Here is a 17,803-nt window from a genome sequence, read left to right as displayed (position 1 = left end):
CGGCCGTCCGTCGTCCGCGCGCGCCCGTGCGGCGGGCGTCAGGGGGACCCGTGTGCCGCGCCGCCGCTCAGGCGGAGCGTCGCGACGACCGGGTCGTGGTCCGACGGGAAGTGGCCGCCGGGCCGCGCGTCGAGCACCGCGTAACCGTCCACCACCACGTCGGGGCTGACGAGCACGTAGTCGATCCGCCGTCGCGCGCCGGGGACGGGACGGTCGGGGTCGGCCAGCGGCGTGAACGTCGTCTCCGGGCCGGACGGCGGCGTGACGCTCACGGCGCGCGCGTCGACGAGCCCGCCGCCGAGCAGCGCCCGCAGCGGCTCCGAGCCGGGCTCGGCGTTGAGGTCGCCGGTGACGACCACGCGACCGGTGCCCGCGACCGTGCGGATCCGGGCGAGCAGCAGCCGGGCCGACTCGAGCCGCGCCCGCGTGCCCTCGTGGTCGAGGTGCGCGTTGAGCACCACGAACGTCGCACCGGTGTCGAGGTCCAGGAACCGGGCCCACGTGCACAGCCGGCGGTACCCGGGCGCGTCCCAGCCGACGCTCGGCTCGTCGGGCGTCGGCGAGAACCAGAAGTCGCCGGAGTCCACGACGGCCAGGCGCGCGGTGCGGTACAGGATCGCGGAGTGCTCCCCGGTCGTCCCGCCGTCGCGCGACCGCCCGAGGGCGGCGAACCCGGTGCCCGCCGTCAGGACGTCGAGGTGCGCGCGGGTGCCCTCCTGCGTGCCCAGCACGTCGACGTGGTCGAGCGCGGCCCGCACCAGCGCCGACCGGTCGTACGTCGCGGTCGCGGGCCAGTGCGCGACCCAGAGGTTGTACGAGCCCACCCGGAGCGGCGGCGCGCTCACCGCGCGGACCCCGCGGGCGTCCGGACCTCCAGGGTCTGGGCGCCGTCGAGCAGGGCCAGGTCGAGCGCGGCGCTCGCCCACCGGTAGGGGTGCGGGACCGGCGTCGTCGGGGCGAGCTCGCCGTCCACCCGGACCTCGACGCCCGTCGCGGCCGGGTCGACGCGGTACCGCACGGAGCGCCTGGCACCGCCGAGCACGAGCGCGACCTCGAGGCCGTCGTCCTCGGGCGCGAGCGTGGGACCGACGACGAGGGTGTCGTGGCGCTCCTCCAGGCCGAGCAGCCCGTGCACGACCTGGCGCAGGTAGATCCCGGGACCCGAGGAGTAGACGCGCCACCCGTCGGCCGTCGGGACCTGGCCCGTGCGGAGCAGCTCGAAGTCGCGGGCGGCGGTGTAGCGGTCCGGGAAGGCGGCGTCCGAGGACGACGTGTAGCAGGTGCGCTGGCGGCGCATCACGCTCGGGACGCGCGTGCCCATGGTGATGGGGGACAGCCGCAGCAGCTCGTCGCCGACGTCGGCGCGGCCGAGGGCGGACAGCGCCTCGGCCCAGCGGATGTGGGCGTGGGCGTACATCAGGCCGACCTCGCGGCCGAAGAACGCCGCCTGCTCGGCGCGGCGGAACGACTCGGTCTCGCCGTCCGCGAACCGCGTCGGCCGGTCGGTGAGGCGCACGCCGTCCGGGAACAGGAGGTGCTCCCGGACGATCGCCTCGTGGCGGTCCGCCTCGTCCTGGTCGAGGATCCCGGCGAGCACGAGCTGCGTCATGGGGATCAGCCGGTAGGTCAGCCCCGTCGCCGTGTCGGCGGGGTGGATCACCGGGGTCGCGACGCCGTCGGTGACCGTCACGAAGCCCGCCGCCACGCCGTCCGGGAGCATGAGCCGGCGGAGGTCGGCGGTGATCGCGGCGGCGGCCGACACCATGCGCGCCACGAGCGCGGCGGCCTCCGGCACGGGGCGCAGCTGCTCCGCGGCGAGGCCGAGGGCCTGCGCGGCGAGCGCGGTCGTCCACGTCGACGCCATGGACTCCCGCATGTCGGAGCGGGCCGGCTGCAGCGTGTCGTCCCAGTCGCCCTCGCCGTAGGCCGGCAGCGCCGTGCCAGGGACGCGGTCGGTCTCGATGCGCGCGACCAGGGCGTCCAGGTGCTCGGCCACCGTCGCGGGCTCGCCCGTGCGGAACGGCACGACCGCGTCGAGGACCGCGACGTCGCCCGAGGCGCGCAGGTACTGGCCGAGCGCGAACAGCGGCCAGTGGATGACGTCGCCGTGCGCCTCGGGCTGCAGGATCTCGGCGTACGCGTCGAACATGAACCACTGCGGGAACGTGCCGTCGACGGCCTGCGCGGCCAGCACGCGCAGGACGATGTCGCGGCAGGCGTCGAGCAGGCCCGCGGCCAGCAGCAGCTCGAACGGTCCCTGGCACACGTCGCGCGTCCCCCACGCCGCGCCCTGGTACTGCTCGAGGCCGTGCGGGACGAGCCAGTGGACGCGGGCGTCGTTGGCCCACCAGGGCAGCAGGGTCTCGAGCTCCGCGAGGCGGGAGCCCGCGGCGACGTCCAGCCCGCGCGTGAGCCGCGCGAGCGTGGCGCGGTGCCCGGCCGCCTCGCGGGCCGCGTCGAGCCCGGCGGCGACGAGCTCGCGCGCGAGGTCCGCGGAGGCGCCCCCGGCGCGGTCCGCCGTGGTGGCGACCCGCAGCGCGGTGGTCGCGGTCGCCCGGACCGTGACGACCGAGGTTCCGCGCGCCGCGCCGTCCGCGAAGAGCGGGGCGTCGCCGTCGACCCGCGCGCCGGGCGTGGCGGCGAGGACGTAGGCGAGGTCGGGGTGGTGCCGGCCGGTGGGGCTGGACGGGTCGGCCGCCAGGACCACGACGCCGTCCCGGTCGCGGGCCTCCCAGCTGCCGCCGCCGAGCTCGACGGCGGTGGTCACCAGGAGGTCGACGGGCGCGGTCGCCGTGATGTCGAGCAGCAGCCCGTCGCGGGACGCGTCGGCGACGGTGCGCACCTCGACGCGCTGCCCGTCGAGCACGTAGATCCACCGGGCCTCGCCGACGTCGAGGACGAACGCGGAGGGCGCGCCCAGCATCGCCCAGTCCCCGTCGGTGCGGACCAGGACGCGGACGCCGTTGGACCGCAGCAGGTTGAGGTGGTTGCGGTGCACCGTCGTGAGGGTGTCGAACGTCGTGTTGCCCAGCACGGTGTGCGACCCGAACACGCCGTGCGCGAAGACCGTCGTCGACAGGACGGGCCGGTCCGGGGTGAGCGAGTCGCCCGCGAGCAGGACGTGGCCGTGGGGGCGCACGAGCTCCAGGTCCTTCTCGCCGCGGACCACGTGGATGCCGTCGTCGGTGAAGAAGGACAGGACCCGGCCGGACTCGTCGCGCTCGACGTACCGCGCCCCGGCCCCGAGCCGCAGCAGGTCGTCGTCGCTCAGCGGGCGGCCGCCCAGCAGCGGCGCCGTGGCCAGGAGGGAGCGCTCGTGCACGGAGCTCGTGGCGGGGCCGGCGTGGGGGGCGGCGGTCACCGCTGCGGCGGTCGCGTCCGCCAGGGCGACCAGGCGCGCCACGTCCTCCTCGACGTCCGGGAGCACGTCCAGCAGGGCGCCGCGGCGGTCGGCCCAGTACCGGCCGGCGACGTGCAGGACCGCCGGCTCCGCCAGGGTGGTCGGCCGCGACAGCAGCCCGGCCATCGCCATCTCGTGCTGGCGCACGCGGCCGGGCCAGGGCGCGCCCGTGAGGAAGGCCGGGGTGCGGCCGGCGCGGGCCGGCGGGGCGTAGAGGTCGAACCCGTCCGTCCCCGCGCCCACGGCGCCCTCGGCGACGGCGTAGGCGAAGAGCGGGAGCACCGGGGCCGACGCCATGGTCTGCCGGGACAGCACGACCGTGCCGAGCCGGGCCGACTCCGCGAGCCGGTGCGCGACGTACTGCGAGACGTAGGGCTCGGAGGACGACGCGGCCTGCGCGGGGGCGAGCGACAGGTCCTGGACGGCGGCGACGTCCCACCGGGTTCCGGGGGCCGCGGCGCCGGCGGCGGAGAGCTCCACCCGCCAGACCAGCGCCGGGCGGGACGGGTCGAGGACGAGGTGCACCGTCCAATCGGCGCCCAGCCCGGAACCGGTCCAGCGGACGACCCCGTCACCGGCCTGCCAGGTGGTGCCCGACCTGCCGCCGGTCAGCGGGACGTGGTCGACGGTGCCGTCCGCGGCCGTGCGGCGCAGGAAGAGCCCCGCGATCCCGGCGTCGTGGTCGCCGATCCGGTACTGGTTGACGAGGTGGCCGCCGGGGGCGCCCACCTCCGCGACGTCGCCCGCCGCGGTGAGCCGGACGGTGAGGCCGCCGCCGGCGTCGACGAGGTGCGTGCGGTCCGTGCGGTCGGGGTGGATGCGCGTCGAGAGGTCAGTCATGGTGGGGTCCCAGGGGTCGGGCGGGCGAGGGTGGCGGGGCGGTCCGCGAGGAAGCGGCCGGCGGCGTCGCGCAGCATCGGGGCGGCGGTCCGGTACCAGAGCCACACCCACACGCCGGCGAGGAGGGCGAGCAGGAGGTCCGACGTGGCGGTCGCGACCGCGACCGCGCCGACGACGAGCACGAGCGTCCCCAGCGACGTGCGCCACCGCGCGACCACGTAGAACGCGGCCGCCTGCACGGCGTCGGCCAGGGAGAGGTGGAAGAACGTCCGCAGCGCCAGGGCGTGCAGCGCGAGGACCACGAGCAGGACGCCGGCCCCGGGGGCGAGGCCCGCGGCGACGGGCGGGACGCCGGCGCCGCGGCCGGCCGCCGCGACGAGGGCGACGACGCCGACCAGGACGCAGACCGGCACCGAGACGGCCGCTGCGTCCCGCCAGCCGAGGCGGTACCCGCGCAGGAACGCCCGCGCGACGGGGACGTCCGGGTCCACGTAGTGCTCCCGCGCGGCGTACAGCCCGGCCGACAGTGCCGGACCCGCCGGGACCGCGGCGAGGACGACCAGCCAGGCGAGCGACGGGTCCGGGCGGAGCAGGAGCGCGAGCAGGACCAGCGGCAGGTTCGCCACCGTCAGCAGCGCGGTCAGGCCCGTGCCCCAGACGAAGGCGGTCACCGCGCGGCCGAACGGGCCGTCACCCACCTCGTCGCCCGGGCGGGGGCCGCCCAGCTCCTCGGCCCAGCCGCGCGGCCGGGCCGGGAAGGTCGTCGGGTCGACGGGGCCCGGCTCGACGCGGCCGGCCTCGACGGCGCCGGCCCCGACGGGGGAGGCGGTCACGAGTCCCCGCCCGGCACGACCCGGAACCCGGCGCGCAGCAGGTCCTGCGGGCGGCTGCTGGGCCCGACCAGCAGGTCGACGTCGCCCGGCTCGACGACGCGCCGGCCGGCGGCGTCGACGATCGTGCAGGCGCTCACCGGGAGGTGCAGGTCGACGCGGGTCCGCTCGCCCGGCGCCAGCTCGACCTGCGTGAAGGCCTTGAGCTCGCGGTCGGCCCACGACGCCGAGGTGATGAGGTCGCTGATGTAGACCTGCACCGTCTCGAGGGCGGGACGCCGCCCGGTGTTCGCCAGCGTGACCTGGGCCCGGACCGTGTCCGCCTCGGTCACGACGGGCGTCTCGACGACCAGGTCCGCGTACTCGACCGTCGTGTAGGACAGGCCCTGCCCGAACACGAAGGCGGGCTCCTGGGTGAGGTCGGCGTAGCGCACGCCGTGCTGCCCGCGCACCTGGTTGTAGTAGGTCGGCTGCTGCCCGGCGTGCCGGGCGAACGAGATCGGCAGGCGGCCGCTCGGCTCGATCAGCCCGAGCAGCAGCTCCGCCAGCGCGCGGCCGCCGGTCATCCCCGGGTTAGCGGCCCACACGATCGCGTCGGCGGTCATCGCCGAGGGCGGCAGCACCAGGGGCTTCGACGCCTGGAGCACCACGACGAGCGGCTTGCCCGTCGCCGCGAGGGCGTCGAGCAGGGCGACCTGCCCGCCGAGCAGCTCCAGGGTCGCCGTCGACCGGCCCTCGCCCACGAGCTCGATCTGGTCGCCGACCACCGCGACCACGACGTCCGCGGCCTGCGCGGCGGCGACGGCCGCCTCCAGCTCGGTGGCGTCGACGGGGGCGGGGACCGCGACGTGCGGGCGCGGCTGCCCGTCGGGGAAGAACGGGCCCTCGGGGTCCTCCTCGTGCGTGACGATCGAGGCGCCCCGCGCGTGCGTGACGGTCCAGCCGGCCGGGACCGCCGCGCGGATGCCGTCGAGCGCGGTCGTGATCATCTCCCGCGGCTGCCCGTGCGCCATGGCGGCGACCTGCCCGGAGGACCCGGCCCAGTCGCCCAGCTGGTTCTGGGGGTCGTCGGCGAGGGGGCCGACCACCGCGACGGTCGCCGGCCGGTCGGTGGCCAGCGGCAGGACGCCCTCGTTGCGGAGCAGGACGAGGGAGCGCCGGGCGATCTCGAGGTTGAGGTCCTGGTGCGAGCCGACGACCGAGGCCATGGAGGCGAGGTCGGGGCGCCGGCGGTCCTCGAACAGCCCCAGCTCGAACTTGAGCGTGAGGATGCGGGCGACCGCGACGTCCAGGTCGGCCTCGGCGACGAGCCCGCGGGCCACCGCCTCGAGCGCTCCCTCGAAGAACCGCGCGGTCGTCATGATCATGTCGTTGCCGGCCTTGACCGCCGCGGCGGACGCGGCGACGTAGTCCGGCTGCAGGTGCTGCTCCCAGACCATGCGCCCGACGTTGTCCCAGTCCGTGACGAGCATGCCCTCGTAGCCCCACTCCCCGCGGAGCACGTCGGTGAGGATCCAGTCGTTGACCGTGATGGGGACGCCGTCGATGGTCTGGTAGCCGAGCATGAAGGTGCCGCAGCCCTCGCGCGCGACCCGCTCGAACGGCGGCAGGAACCAGGAGCGCAGCTTGCGGGGGGACAGGTCCGCCTCGGAGGCGTCCCGCCCGCCCTGGGTCTCGGAGTACCCGGCGAAGTGCTTCGCGGTCGCGAGCACCGCCGTCGGGTCGGCGAGGCCCTGGCCCTGGTACCCGCGGACCGCCGCGCTGGCGAGCTCGCCGATGAGGAACGGGTCCTCGCCGAAGGTCTCGCCCACGCGGCCCCAGCGCAGGTCGCGGGCGACGCAGAGCACGGGGGAGAAGGTCCAGTGCAGGCCGGTCGCCGCGGCCTCGACGGCGGTGGCGCGGGCCATCCGCTCGACGAGCTCCGGCGACCAGGAGGCCGCCATCGCGAGCTGGGTCGGGAAGATCGTGGCGCCGTCGCAGAACGAGTGGCCGTGGATGGCGTCCTCGCCGACGAGCAGCGGGATCCGGAGCCGGGTGCGGTCGGTCAGGTCGTGCGCCTCGAGGACCAGCTCGGGCGAGGCGTGCAGGATCGAGCCGACGTGCTTCTCCAGCACCTGCTCGGCCAGCCCGTCCGGCGCGGACAGCTGCATCATCTGGCCGACCTTCTCCTCGAGCGTCATGCGCCCCAGGAGGTCGGCGACCCGGTCGGCGACGGGCAGCGTCGCGTCGAGGTAGTCCGTCATCACTTGATCCCCGTCATCGCGATGCCCTGCACGAAGTGCTTCTGCATGGCGATGAACACCACGAGCACGGGCACGATGATCAGGACGGAGCCGGCCATCTGGAGCCCGAACTCGGCGCCCTTGTCGCCCGTGGGGCTGGTGTAGAGCGCCAGCGCGACGGGCAGGGTGTAGAGCGAGTCGCGCTGGGAGACGATCAGCGGCCACAGGAACCCGTTCCACGAGCCCATGAAGGTGAAGATCGCCAGCGTCGCCAGGGGCGCCCGGCACAGCGGCAGGACGATGCGGGCGAAGATCCGGAACTCGCCGGCGCCGTCGATGCGCGCCGCGTCGAGCAGGGAGTCCGGGATCTCCAGCATGAACTGCCGCATGAGGAAGACGCCGAACGCGCCGACCATGCCGGGCAGGATCATGCCCCAGTAGGTGCCGACCATGTTGAGGTTCGCGACCAGCACGAACTGCGGGATGAGCGTGACGATGCCCGGCACGAACATCGTCCCGAGGACGACCGTGATGAGCACCTTCTTGCCGGGGAACTCCAGCTTCGCCAGGGCCCAGCCGACCATCGAGCAGAACAGCAGCGTGGTGGCGACCGCGACGACGGCCAGGAACACCGAGTTGAGGAAGTACCGCGTCATGTCGAACTCGAAGAACCACGCGCGGAAGTTGTCGAGCGTGGGCGCCTGCGGCCACCACGTGATGGGCCGCCGCATGATCTCGGCGTTGGTCTTGAACGCGCCGAGCAGCATCCAGGCGAACGGCAGCAGCGTGCCGGCGAGGCCGACGGACAGGACGACGACGAGGGCGATCCGTCCGGGCGTCAGGCGCTTGCGGCGGCGGCGGACGACGGGCGCGATCGGCACGGCGGTGGTGGCCGGCGCCAGAGGGGTCGAGGTGGTCATGGTCATGTCCTCTGCCGGAAGAACCGGAACTGGATGATGGCGAAGATGCTGATGATCGCGAAGAGCACGTACGCGCCGGCCGCGCCGACCGAGTAGCTGCCCCACTGGAACTGGTTGAACACGTAGAGGGCGATCGACGTCGTGGACTGCAGCGGACCGCCGTTGGTCATCACGAACGGCTCGTCGAAGAACTGCATGAACCCGGTGGTCGTGAGGATCGCGTTGAGCAGGATCGTCGGCATCATCATCGGGATGGTGATGCGGAAGAACCGCTGGACCGTCGAGGCGCCGTCGACCATCGCGGCCTCCTTGACCTCGGAGGGGATGGCCTGCAGCCCCGCGAGGAAGATGACCATGCTCGACCCGATGCTGCGCCACACGGCCATGAGGGTCAGCGCGGGCAGGGCGGTGCGGGTGTCGCCGAGCCAGTTCGGGCCGTCGACGCCGATGTCCGCGAGCAGCGAGTTGATCAGGCCGTTCGGCTGGTACATGATCCGCCAGACCACCGCGACGGCGACGATCGTGGTGACGACCGGCGTGTAGAAGCCGACCCGGAAGAACGTGGCGGCCCGGCGGCCGAGCGCGTTGAGCATGACCGCGAGCACCAGCGCCGAGAACAGCGACAGCGGCACGCCGACGACGACGAAGCCCAGGGTGTTGCGCAGGGCCCGCAGGAACGTCGTGTCGCTCAGCACCGTCGCGAAGTTGCCGAAGCCGATGAAGTCGACCGCGAACGGGTTCCGGATGTCGTTGACCCGCAGGTCGGTGAAGGCCATCCCGAACGAGCTCACCAGCGGGACGAGCCCGAACACGCCGAACGACAGCACGAACGGCGCGGCGAACAGCCAGGCGACCAGGGCGGTCCGGCGGCGCCGGGCGGTCAGGGAGACGGGCTTCCCCGACCGCCGCGGCGTCGCGGGCGGCGTGCGCCGCTCGGTGGTGGTGCTGGTCACCAGCCGAAGCCGATCTGGTCGGCCTCGGCCTGGATCGCCTTCGCCGCCTCCTCGGAGGTCAGCTCGCCGTGCGCGACCCGCTCGCTGTAGATGCCGATCTGCTCGGCGATCTGCGACCACGACGGGTAGCTCGGGGTCTCGACCGTGTGCGGCATCTGCTCCTTGAGCAGCGACATCACCGGGCTGTCCAGGATCGGCTGGTACTCGGCCGACTCGACGCGCGACGGGAACGAGCCCGCGATGTCGAACAGCGCCTTCTGCTGCTCGTCCTCGAGGAGCCACTGCAGGAAGAGCCACGAGGACTCCTGGTTGTCCGACGAGGAGAACACGCCGAGGTTGCCGCCGCCGATGTACGAGTCGTTGTTGGCGGGGCCGGAGGGCAGCGGCACGTACGCCACCGACTCCTCGGTGAAGCCCTCGGGCGCGGCGCCGGTGTCGATGAGCTCCTGGTAGGTGCCGACCATCCACGGGCCCGAGATCAGCAGGGGCTGGGCGCCGTTCTCGAACGTCGCCTCGGACTCGGACAGCGGCGCCTCGCCGCGCGAGAAGAAGCCCTGGTAGAAGTCGAGCGCCTCGACGAACTCCGGGGTGTCGAAGGTCCACTTCTCACCGTCGGTGACCTCGCCGCCGGCCTGGGACAGGAACGGGATGATCACCTGCGCCGGGTTCTCGATCGGCCGGGGCAGACCGAGCCCGTACGCGTCGCCCTCGCGCGCCGCGAACGCCGCGCTCAGCTCCTCGAGCTCCTCCCACGTCGTCGGGGCGTCGAACCCGAGCTCGGCCGCGAGGTCGGCCCGGTAGAACAGGAACCGCGTCTCGACGTACCAGGGCACCGCGTACCGGCCGTCCTCGCCCTCCACCGACGCGACCGCCGCGGGGTAGAACTCGTCGGCGTCGAACACGTCGTCCGGGACGGGCGCGAGCCCGCCCATGGCGATGACCGAGGCCGTCTGGTCGGCGCCGGTCATGACGATGTCGGGCCCCGTGCCGGAGGCGACGGCCGTCTGGTTCATCGTGATGATCTCGCCCCACGGGATCTCCGTGACCTTGATCGTGACGTCGGGGTTGTCCTGGGTGAACTGCTCGCCCAGCGTGGTGAGCGCGTCGCCGTTGCCGGCGGCCGCCCAGATCTCGATCTCGCCCGTGGCTTCGTCGGCGACGGTGCCGGCGCCGGCCTGACCGGCACCACCGCCGTCGTCCGAACGCCCGCACGCGGCGAGCGGCGCGAGCGCCAGGGTCGACACGGCGACGGCCGCAAAGGCGCGCCGGAACGTACGACGAGTCATGTGTTCCTCCTTGAACGATGTCTTCGCCAGTCCGACCGTCGGCGCCCTCACCTGCACGATCGGTTCGGAGATTGCTTGTAATGCGCTTTACAACACGGGGAATCTAAGCGTGTAGACTCCCGGTGTCAACCCGGTCTTCGCCACGTGCACCGCCGCGTGGGAGCCACTCGTCGTCGAGGAGCCTCGCGTGGCACGCCGCCCCACCGTGTACGACGTCGCCGAGCGCGCCGGGGTGTCCATCACCACCGTGTCGTTCGCCTTCCGGCAGCCCGGGCGCGTGCGGGCGGCGACCCGCGAGGCGGTCATGGAGGCCGCCCGCGAGCTCGGCTACGTGCCGTCCGGGAGCGCCCGGGGCCTGGCGCGGGGGAGCACGGGCGCCTTCGGGCTGTACGCGTTCGACCTCATGCTCGCCGACGCCGACCCGCGCACCACGGCGGTGCCCGCCGACGCGTCCGAGGTGAGCGAGGGCGACCCCCGCGTCTTCCCGCTCTACGTCGACGAGGTCGAGCGCGGCTTCGCCCTGGAGTGCCGCGAGACCGGCCGGGCGCTGCTCCTGGCCTCGGGCGCCCCCAGCGGCTCGGCCGTGTACGACATCGCCGGCCGGGTCGACGGGCTCGCGATCTTCCCCGGCACCCACAGCCTCGACGCGGTGCACGCCATCGCGCAGTCGATCCCGCTGGTCGCGTTCAACACGCCCGGGACGGACGCGTCGTTCAGCCACGTCTCCGTCGACAACCGCGAGGGCGTGACGCAGATCGTCGAGCACCTCGTGCAGGCCCACGGGGTGCGGGACCTGGCGTTCGTCGGCGAGGGGTCCATGTACGACTTCGCGGAGCGGCTCGCGGGGTTCCGGCACGCCGTCGACGCGCTGCTGCCGGACCGCCCCGCGAGCCCGCCCGGCCGCGAGGGGCTGGAGACCACGGAGTGGGCCACCGCGCTGCGGGACCTCGCCCTCGCCGACCGCCTGCCCGGGGCGCTCGTCTGCCAGAGCGACCAGGTGGCCCTCGTCGCCCTCGACCTGCTCGCCGAGCACGGCGTCGACGTCCCCGGCCGGGTCCGCGTGACCGGGTTCGACGGCATCCTCGCCGGCCGGCTCTCGACGCCCACGCTGGCCACGGTGCGCCAGCCCTTCGAGCACATGGGCCGCATCGCGGTGCGGCTGCTGGCGGACCGGCTGTCGGACCCCGAGGGCGCGACGGTGTTCCGGACGCTGCCCACGCGGCTCGTCACGCGCGGGAGCTGCGGCTGCGACGACCCGGTCGGGGCCTAGCCGGGTCCCGTCAGGTCCGCGGCGCGCGCAGCGCCCGGTCCAGCAGCTCCTCGAACACGCCGGCCAGCTCCCGGGCACCGGCGCCCGGCCAGGCGTGCACCGGCTGCGCCGCGCCCTGGGCCTGCTGCAGCGCCGCGCGCTCCGGCACGAACGGGGTGAGGACGAGCGGCCCGTAGAGGCCGCGCAGCTCCTCGAGCCGGAACGCCTGCTCGATCGACCGGGCCTTCACCCGGTTCACCACGACGCCGAGCGGCTGCAGCTGACCGGCCGGCCCGCGGCGCAGCTCGTCGATCGTCCGCATCGCCCGGCCGACGGCCGTCACGGAGAACAGCCCCGGCTCGGTCACGACGACGGCCCGGTCGCAGGCGGTCAGGCCGGTGCGGGTGAGGCCGCCGAGCGACGGCGGGCAGTCGACCAGCACGAGGTCGTAGTCGTGCACCCACGCGAGGGCGAACCGCAAGCGGTCGACGTCGGCGACCGCCCCGTCGTACGCGTCGTGCCGCGAGGAGGCGGCCGAGCCGACCAGCACGTCCAGGCCGGCCTCCGCCCACGCGCTGGGCGCGGTCGCGGCGGCGAGGCTCTCCGCGGTGGGGGAGTCGAGCAGGGAGGCCACGTCACCGGCGGCGGGCCCGGTGGCCAGCGCCAGCGTGCTGTCGCCCTGCGGGTCGAGGTCCACGACCAGCGTGCGGAGCCCGCGCTCCAGCGCCGCCGAGGCGAGCCCGAGGGTCACCGAGGTCTTCCCCACGCCGCCCTTGAGCGAGCACACTCCCAGCACCAGCACGCGGACACGGTAGCCGCACCCCGGCGGTTCGCGGAATCGCACCCGCCCGCGGCCCTGCCCCCGGTCGACGTGCGCGCCCACCTGGGGCGATGCTGACGCCCATGACCGACGCGATCACGATCACCAGCTGGGGCCACGCCTGCATCCGCCTCGAGCGCGACGGGCGGCGCCTCGTCGTCGACCCGGGGGCCTTCGGGGACCTCGCCGTGCTCGACGACGCCGACGCGGTCCTGGTCACGCACGAGCACGTCGACCACGTGGACCCGCCGAGCCTCGTCGCGGCGCTGCGGGCCCGCCCGCTCCTGGAGGTCCGGGCGCCGGCGCCGGTCGTCGCCCAGCTCGTCGAGGCCGGCGCCCCCGCCGACCGGGTGCACGCCGTGGCCGCCGGGGACGCCTTCACCGCGGCGGGGTTCGACGTCCGCGTGTTCGGCGAGCGGCACGCCGTGGTGCACCCGGACGTGCCGACCGCCGCGAACGTCGCCTACGTGGTCGACGGCGCCGTCGTGCACCCCGGCGACTCGTTCACGCCGCCGCCCGCCGGCGTGGAGGTCGACCTGCTGCTCGTCCCCGTCGCCGGGCCGTGGATGAAGCTCGCGGAGGCCATCGACTACGTGCGCGCCGTGCGGCCCCGGGTCGCGGTGCCGATCCACGACGCGATCCTCAGCGACCGCGGGCGGGCGCTGTCCGACCGGATGGTCGGGGGCCTCGGCGGCGCGGGGGAGTACCGCCGCCTCGTCCCCGGGGAGCCGTACCGGTGGGAGGCCCCGGCACGCTGAACCCGGGCGGGCAGGTCAGGCGGCGACGGGCGCGGTCGTGCTCGCCGGGGTGTCGGCCCCCAGCGTCAGCGCGGCCGCGCCGGCGGGGGTCGTCACGCGGTAGTCGCCGCGGAACGCGTCGATCGCGAACCGGCCCGACTCGTCCGTGCGGACCGTCGCCGGCGCCAGCCACCACTCGTCCCGCACCAGCGCCCGCAGCGCGTCGTACGCCGGCTTGGGCGTGCCGTCCGCGCGGACCAGACCGCACGGCGCGCCGAGCCACGCGCCCGCGTCGGACAGGCCCCAGTAGGTCGCGGACCGCACCGCCGGGTGCCCGAACAGGGTCCGGTAGTGCCGCTCGACCTCGTCGGCCTGGCGCGCCTCGCCGTCGGGCGTCGACGGCCAGGACGGGACCTGGAAGTCGTTGAGGTCCTCGATCTCGGGCGGCATGAGGTCGCCGGAGACGAGCGTCGTCTCGGTCAGGTGCAGGGGCAGGCCGAACCGCGCGAACCGGTCGAGCACCGCCCGCGTCCACTCCTCGCCGCGGTAGCCCTGGTGCATGTGGGTCTGCAGGCCGATGGCGTCGATCCGGATCCCGTCGGCCAGGCAGTCCTCGATCAGCCGCTCGTAGGCGGGGGACAGGTCGAAGTCGTTGAGCAGCAGCGTGGCGCCGGGGTTCGCGGCGCGCGCGGCGTCGAACGCGAGCCGCACCGTCGGCACCCGGCCGTCCCGCGCGGCGAGCCGGGTCAGGCCGTTCGGCTCCTTGTCGAACACCGGCATGATGACGACCTCGTTGATGGCGTCCCAGGTGTCGACCACGCCGCGGAACGCGGTGACGTCGCGGGTGATCCGCTCGCGCACCGCCGCCGCGACCTCGTCCTCCGGCAGGTCCACCAGCCACTCCGGCGCGAGGGTGTGCCAGGCGAGCGGGTGGCCCTTGACCGCCACGCCGGGATCGGCTGGTGGACGGTCGTCAGCGGCGGGTCCGTCTGGGCGGACTCCGGGATGTCGTCGAAGCCGATCACGGACAGGTCCTCCGGCACGGACAGCCCCAGGTCGCGGGCGACCTCGATGGTGGCGATGGCCGAGAGGTCGTTCGCGGCGAAGACGGCCGTCGGCCGGTCCGCGCGGGACAGCAGCTCGCGCGCCGGCTCGCGGGTCGACTCCTTGCGGTAGTCGCCGGCGCGGACCAGGGCCTCGTCGACCGGGACGCCGGCCGCCGCCATCGCCTGCCGGAACCCCTGCTCGCGCAGCCGCGACGACTCCAGGTCGGAGCGGCCGCCCAGGAACCCGATGCGCCGGTGGCCGAGCGCGAGCAGGTGCTCGGTGCCGAGCACGGCGCCCGTGAGGTTGTCGGAGTCGACGGTCGGGAGCCCGGTGGGGCCGGTGTGCGGGTCGATCGCGACCACGGGGACGCCGGCGTCCGCCTCGACGACGGTGGGGGTCACCAGGACCGCGCCGTCGATGAGCGTGCCGCTGAGCCGGGAGAGGTACCGCCGCTCCCAGCCGGCGCCGCGCCCCTGGAGGCCGCCGGTGTAGGCGAGCAGCTCGTAGCCCGTGTCGGACAGCGCGCTCGCCGCACCCTTGAGGATCTCGGCGGAGAACGGCTCGAACTCCGCGACGAGGATCCCGATGACGTGCGTGCGGTGCGAGCGGAGGCTGCGGGCGACGAGGCTCGACTCGTACCCGAGGTCGTCGATGACCTCCATGACGCGGGACGACGTGGCCTGCGCGACGCCGTACCGCCCGTTGAGCACCTTCGACACGGTCGCGACGGAGACGCCGGCGGTCCGCGCGACGTCGGAGATGGTCACTCGCTGCCCCATGCCGAGATCGTAGCGCGCCGAAAACGTTATCGATAACGATACGCGGCCGGCGTGGCGCTCACCGGGGGACCCGCCCCCTGCGCGGGTCCATCGCCGGGTCCATCGCGAGGCGCAGCGCCACGTCCAGCGGCAGCCGGGTCCGCGCCCGCCGGCGCCGGGCGAGCAGGGCGGCGCGCTCGCGTGCCCGGGTGTCGGGGAGCAGGTGTGCCGTGTCGTGCGCCATGCCACCACTGTGCCGCCGGGGACCGTGCCGCGTCGTCGGCCCTCCGACGGAGATCCACGTCCACCCGAAGGTGGACTCCCAGGTCGCGGAGGTGCCGCCCTGACCGTAGCGTCCGAGTCCAGGCACGGTGCGGCAGGAGGCGGGCGAGGGATGCGCGGGGCACGACGAGGAGCGGGCGAGCGGCTGCCGGGCGCGGCCGCCCGGACGGGGGCCGTCCCGCCGGGGGAGGTCACGACCGCGTCGAGCACGCGGCCCGGCGCCCGGACCAGCGGCTCGCTCTGGGCGGACAGCTTCGGGCGGATCGGCACCCGCTCGGTGCAGATCCTGGCGCTGCTGGCCGTGGTGGCGATCTTCACCTTCGCGATCACGCGCCTGACCCTCGTGGTGATCCCGGTGCTCATCGCGCTGGTGCTGGCCGCCGCGATCCACCCGCTGGTCTCGTGGCTGCGGCGGCACCGGTTCCCCTCGCTGCTGGCGACGTGGGTGGCGCTCGTCCTGATCGTCGCCGTGCTGGCGGGCGTGCTGACGCTCGTGGTGCGCGCCGTCATCGACCAGTGGGACGAGCTCGCCGACCAGGCGGTCGAGGGGTTCGCGCAGCTGCAGGACTCGCTCACCGCGCTGCCGTTCCAGGTGGACGAGGAGCAGATCGCCGGCGCCCGGGAGAGCGTGACGGACTTCCTCACGTCGAGCAGCTTCGGCGCGAGCGCGGCGGCCGGGTTCTCGGCCACGGCGAACTTCCTCACCGGCTTCTTCCTCATGATCATCGTGCTGTTCTTCTTCCTGAAGGACGGCCCGAAGATCTGGGAGTTCCTGCTGCGCCCGTTCGAGGGCGAGAGCTACGCGCGCGGCAAGCGCGTCGGGTCCCGCACGGTCAGCACGCTGGGCGGCTACGTCCGCGGGACGGCGATCGTCGCCGCGGTCGACGCGATCGGCATCGGGATCGGCCTCGTCATCGTGGACGTGCCCCTCGCGATCCCGCTCGCCGTCCTGGTGTTCCTGCTCGCCTTCATCCCGCTGGTCGGCGCGACGCTGGCGGGCATCCTGGCCGCGCTGGTCACCCTGGTGGCCAACGGCTGGGTCGACGCGCTGATCGTCGTCGCGATCGTCGTGGTGGTGAACCAGCTCGAGGGCGACCTGCTGCAGCCGATCGTCATGGGGCGCTCGCTCCGGCTGCACCCCCTGGTCATCCTCGTCGCCCTGACCGTCGGGACGGTGCTGGCCGGCATCACGGGTGCGGTGCTGGCGGTGCCGATCGCCGCGTCGATCTGGGGCGCCGTCCAGGTGTGGAACGGGGAGCACGAACCAGCACGGCCCGCGCGGCAGAAGAGACCCGAGACCGCAGAGGGCCACTGACCGGCGGGGGTGCGGCACGATGGGGACGCCCGCCGACGACGACGGAAGGACCGGCATGGACATCCAGCAGCTCGCCCACGACCAGCTCGCCCTCGCGCACCAGGACGCCCACGGACGCAGCGCCCAGATCGTGGTGCACGACGGTCCGCTGCGTCAGACGGTGATCGCCCTGACCACCGGCACCCGCCTCGCCGAGCACAACTCGCCGCCCGCCGGGAGCATCCAGGTGCTGCGCGGCACGGTGGGCGTGAGCACGGGGGAGCGCGTCGACACCCTCCCCGCCGGGTACCTGGTGACCCTCACGCACGACCGGCACGGGGTGGAGGCGCTCAGCGACGCCGTCCTGCTGCTGACCACCGTGACGAACGTCGACGAGCCGTCGCACGGCTGACCCGGACGTCCGCGGTGCCCGACGCCCTGTTCGCCCACCCGCGCCTGGCCGCCGTCTACGACGCGTTCGACGCCGACCGGTCGGACCTGGCGCTGTACCGGTCCGTCGCGCGGGAGCTCGGCGCCCGCGCCGCGCTGGACGTCGGCTGCGGCACCGGGACGCTGGCGCTGCTGCTCGCCGCGGACGGGCTGGAGGTGACCGGCGTCGACCCGGCCGCGGCGTCGCTGGACGTCGCGCGCGGCAAGCCCGGCGCGTCGGCGGTGACGTGGCTGCACGGCGACGCGACGACGCTGCCGCCGCTGCAGGTCGACCTGGTGACGATGACCGGCAACGTCGCGCAGATCTTCCTCACCGACGACGACTGGCTCGCGACGCTGCGCGGCGTCCACCGGGCGCTCGCCCCGGGCGGGCACGTCGTCCTGGAGACCCGCCGTCCGGAGCGCCGCGCGTGGGAGGGCTGGGCCGCGGCGGCCGGACGCGTCGAGGTCGTCGACGTCCCCGGGGTCGGGCGCGTGGAGCAGCGGCTCGACGTGACCGAAGTGGCGCTGCCGCTCGTCTCGTTCGGGTCGACGTTCCGGTTCGCGGCGGACGGCGCCGAGGTCACGTCGACGTCGACCCTGCGGTTCCGCTCGCTCGACGAGGTCCGGGACACGCTGGCCGCGGCCGGGCTGCGGACCGTCGACGTCCGCGACGCGCCGGACCGGCCGGGCCTCGAGCACGTGGTCCTGGCCCGGCGCCCGGCGAGGTAGGGCC

15 protein-coding genes and 1 pseudogene are annotated in these 17,803 nt (G+C 74.7%); 5 read left to right on the top strand and 11 right to left on the bottom strand.

The window, feature by feature from the left end:
• Positions 1-38 precede the first annotated feature (38 nt).
• Genes QNH85_RS01725 through QNH85_RS01695 form a run of 7 tightly spaced genes read right to left on the bottom strand, consistent with a single transcriptional unit; the run spans position 39 to position 10,451 of the window.
• Positions 39-845 carry an endonuclease/exonuclease/phosphatase family protein gene (locus tag QNH85_RS01725; RefSeq protein ID WP_282944175.1) on the bottom strand — a complete coding sequence of 269 codons (807 nt, stop codon included), beginning with the start codon at positions 843-845 and terminating at the stop codon, positions 39-41.
• Positions 842-4,240 carry a GH36-type glycosyl hydrolase domain-containing protein gene (locus tag QNH85_RS01720; RefSeq protein WP_282944174.1) on the bottom strand — a complete coding sequence of 1,133 codons (3,399 nt, stop codon included), beginning with the start codon at positions 4,238-4,240 and terminating at the stop codon, positions 842-844. The genes QNH85_RS01725 and QNH85_RS01720 overlap by 4 nt, the downstream gene beginning before the upstream one ends.
• Positions 4,237-5,073: a glycosyltransferase gene (locus QNH85_RS01715; RefSeq protein WP_282944173.1), complete on the bottom strand. Its 837-nt coding sequence runs from the start codon at positions 5,071-5,073 to the stop codon at positions 4,237-4,239. The genes QNH85_RS01720 and QNH85_RS01715 overlap by 4 nt, the downstream gene beginning before the upstream one ends.
• A complete protein-coding gene (locus tag QNH85_RS01710; RefSeq protein WP_282944172.1) occupies positions 5,070-7,313 on the bottom strand; it encodes an exo-beta-d-1,3/1,6-glucosidase in 2,244 nt (747 codons plus the stop codon). Before QNH85_RS01710 ends, QNH85_RS01715 begins: the two co-directional genes overlap by 4 nt.
• Positions 7,313-8,218 (bottom strand): carbohydrate ABC transporter permease, encoded by a 906-nt coding sequence (locus tag QNH85_RS01705; protein ID WP_282944171.1) that lies wholly within the window; start codon positions 8,216-8,218, stop codon positions 7,313-7,315. Before QNH85_RS01705 ends, QNH85_RS01710 begins: the two co-directional genes overlap by 1 nt.
• On the bottom strand, positions 8,215-9,165 hold the full coding sequence (locus QNH85_RS01700) for a carbohydrate ABC transporter permease (protein WP_282944170.1): 951 nt from the start codon (positions 9,163-9,165) through the stop codon (positions 8,215-8,217). The genes QNH85_RS01705 and QNH85_RS01700 overlap by 4 nt, the downstream gene beginning before the upstream one ends.
• Positions 9,162-10,451: an extracellular solute-binding protein gene (locus QNH85_RS01695; RefSeq protein ID WP_282944169.1), complete on the bottom strand. Its 1,290-nt coding sequence runs from the start codon at positions 10,449-10,451 to the stop codon at positions 9,162-9,164. Before QNH85_RS01695 ends, QNH85_RS01700 begins: the two co-directional genes overlap by 4 nt.
• A 187-nt stretch (positions 10,452-10,638) precedes the next feature.
• On the opposite strand from QNH85_RS01695, the gene QNH85_RS01690 reads away from it, so the two are divergent.
• On the top strand, positions 10,639-11,721 hold the full coding sequence (locus QNH85_RS01690; RefSeq protein WP_282944168.1) for a LacI family DNA-binding transcriptional regulator: 1,083 nt from the start codon (positions 10,639-10,641) through the stop codon (positions 11,719-11,721).
• A 10-nt stretch (positions 11,722-11,731) separates the two neighbouring features.
• Here the strand turns inward: QNH85_RS01690 and QNH85_RS01685 are convergent, their stop codons facing one another.
• Complete coding sequence (locus QNH85_RS01685; RefSeq protein ID WP_282944167.1) at positions 11,732-12,502, bottom strand: ParA family protein; 771 nt, start codon at positions 12,500-12,502, stop codon at positions 11,732-11,734.
• Between the two features lie 101 nt (positions 12,503-12,603).
• On the opposite strand from QNH85_RS01685, the gene QNH85_RS01680 reads away from it, so the two are divergent.
• A complete protein-coding gene (locus QNH85_RS01680) occupies positions 12,604-13,278 on the top strand; it encodes an MBL fold metallo-hydrolase (protein WP_282944166.1) in 675 nt (224 codons plus the stop codon).
• A 15-nt stretch (positions 13,279-13,293) separates the two neighbouring features.
• Here QNH85_RS01680 and QNH85_RS01675 read toward each other — a convergent pair whose 3' ends face one another.
• The 3 genes and pseudogenes from QNH85_RS01675 to QNH85_RS01665 all read right to left on the bottom strand — a co-directional run bounded on the left by QNH85_RS01675 (position 13,294) and on the right by QNH85_RS01665 (position 15,306).
• Positions 13,294-14,151, bottom strand: coding sequence for an endo-1,4-beta-xylanase (locus QNH85_RS01675; RefSeq protein WP_282944165.1), 858 nt, complete (start codon positions 14,149-14,151; stop codon positions 13,294-13,296).
• A 32-nt stretch (positions 14,152-14,183) separates the two neighbouring features.
• Positions 14,184-15,083 (bottom strand): annotated as a pseudogene (locus QNH85_RS01670) (LacI family DNA-binding transcriptional regulator); the annotation flags it as partial.
• Between the two features lie 58 nt (positions 15,084-15,141).
• Positions 15,142-15,306, bottom strand: a complete 165-nt coding sequence (locus QNH85_RS01665) for a hypothetical protein (protein WP_282944164.1) — start codon at positions 15,304-15,306, stop codon at positions 15,142-15,144.
• A 150-nt stretch (positions 15,307-15,456) separates the two neighbouring features.
• On the opposite strand from QNH85_RS01665, the gene QNH85_RS01660 reads away from it, so the two are divergent.
• Genes QNH85_RS01660 through QNH85_RS01650 form a run of 3 tightly spaced genes read left to right on the top strand, consistent with a single transcriptional unit; the run spans position 15,457 to position 17,799 of the window.
• A complete protein-coding gene (locus QNH85_RS01660) occupies positions 15,457-16,659 on the top strand; it encodes an AI-2E family transporter (protein WP_282944163.1) in 1,203 nt (400 codons plus the stop codon).
• A gap of 55 nt (positions 16,660-16,714) precedes the next feature.
• Positions 16,715-17,050 (top strand): cupin domain-containing protein, encoded by a 336-nt coding sequence (locus QNH85_RS01655; protein WP_213283730.1) that lies wholly within the window; start codon positions 16,715-16,717, stop codon positions 17,048-17,050.
• A 14-nt stretch (positions 17,051-17,064) separates the two neighbouring features.
• Positions 17,065-17,799 carry a class I SAM-dependent methyltransferase gene (locus tag QNH85_RS01650; RefSeq protein ID WP_282944162.1) on the top strand — a complete coding sequence of 245 codons (735 nt, stop codon included), beginning with the start codon at positions 17,065-17,067 and terminating at the stop codon, positions 17,797-17,799.
• The last annotated feature ends 4 nt before the right edge of the window (positions 17,800-17,803 follow it).

This window comes from Cellulomonas endometrii (genome assembly GCF_949769265.1).
GTDB lineage: Bacteria > Actinomycetota > Actinomycetes > Actinomycetales > Cellulomonadaceae > Cellulomonas > Cellulomonas endometrii.
This window is presented reverse-complemented; position numbering and strand designations above follow the sequence as displayed.

Coding starts and splice junctions, on each gene's coding strand:
- QNH85_RS01680 (WP_282944166.1), top strand. CDS start 12,604: ATGACCGACGCGATCACGATCACCAGCTGGGGCCACGCCTGCATCCGC.
- QNH85_RS01710 (WP_282944172.1), bottom strand. CDS start 7,313: ATGACGGACTACCTCGACGCGACGCTGCCCGTCGCCGACCGGGTCGCC.
- QNH85_RS01665 (WP_282944164.1), bottom strand. CDS start 15,306: ATGGCGCACGACACGGCACACCTGCTCCCCGACACCCGGGCACGCGAG.
- QNH85_RS01695 (WP_282944169.1), bottom strand. CDS start 10,451: ATGACTCGTCGTACGTTCCGGCGCGCCTTTGCGGCCGTCGCCGTGTCG.
- QNH85_RS01655 (WP_213283730.1), top strand. CDS start 16,715: ATGGACATCCAGCAGCTCGCCCACGACCAGCTCGCCCTCGCGCACCAG.
- QNH85_RS01720 (WP_282944174.1), bottom strand. CDS start 4,240: ATGACTGACCTCTCGACGCGCATCCACCCCGACCGCACGGACCGCACG.
- QNH85_RS01705 (WP_282944171.1), bottom strand. CDS start 8,218: ATGACCATGACCACCTCGACCCCTCTGGCGCCGGCCACCACCGCCGTG.
- QNH85_RS01660 (WP_282944163.1), top strand. CDS start 15,457: ATGCGCGGGGCACGACGAGGAGCGGGCGAGCGGCTGCCGGGCGCGGCC.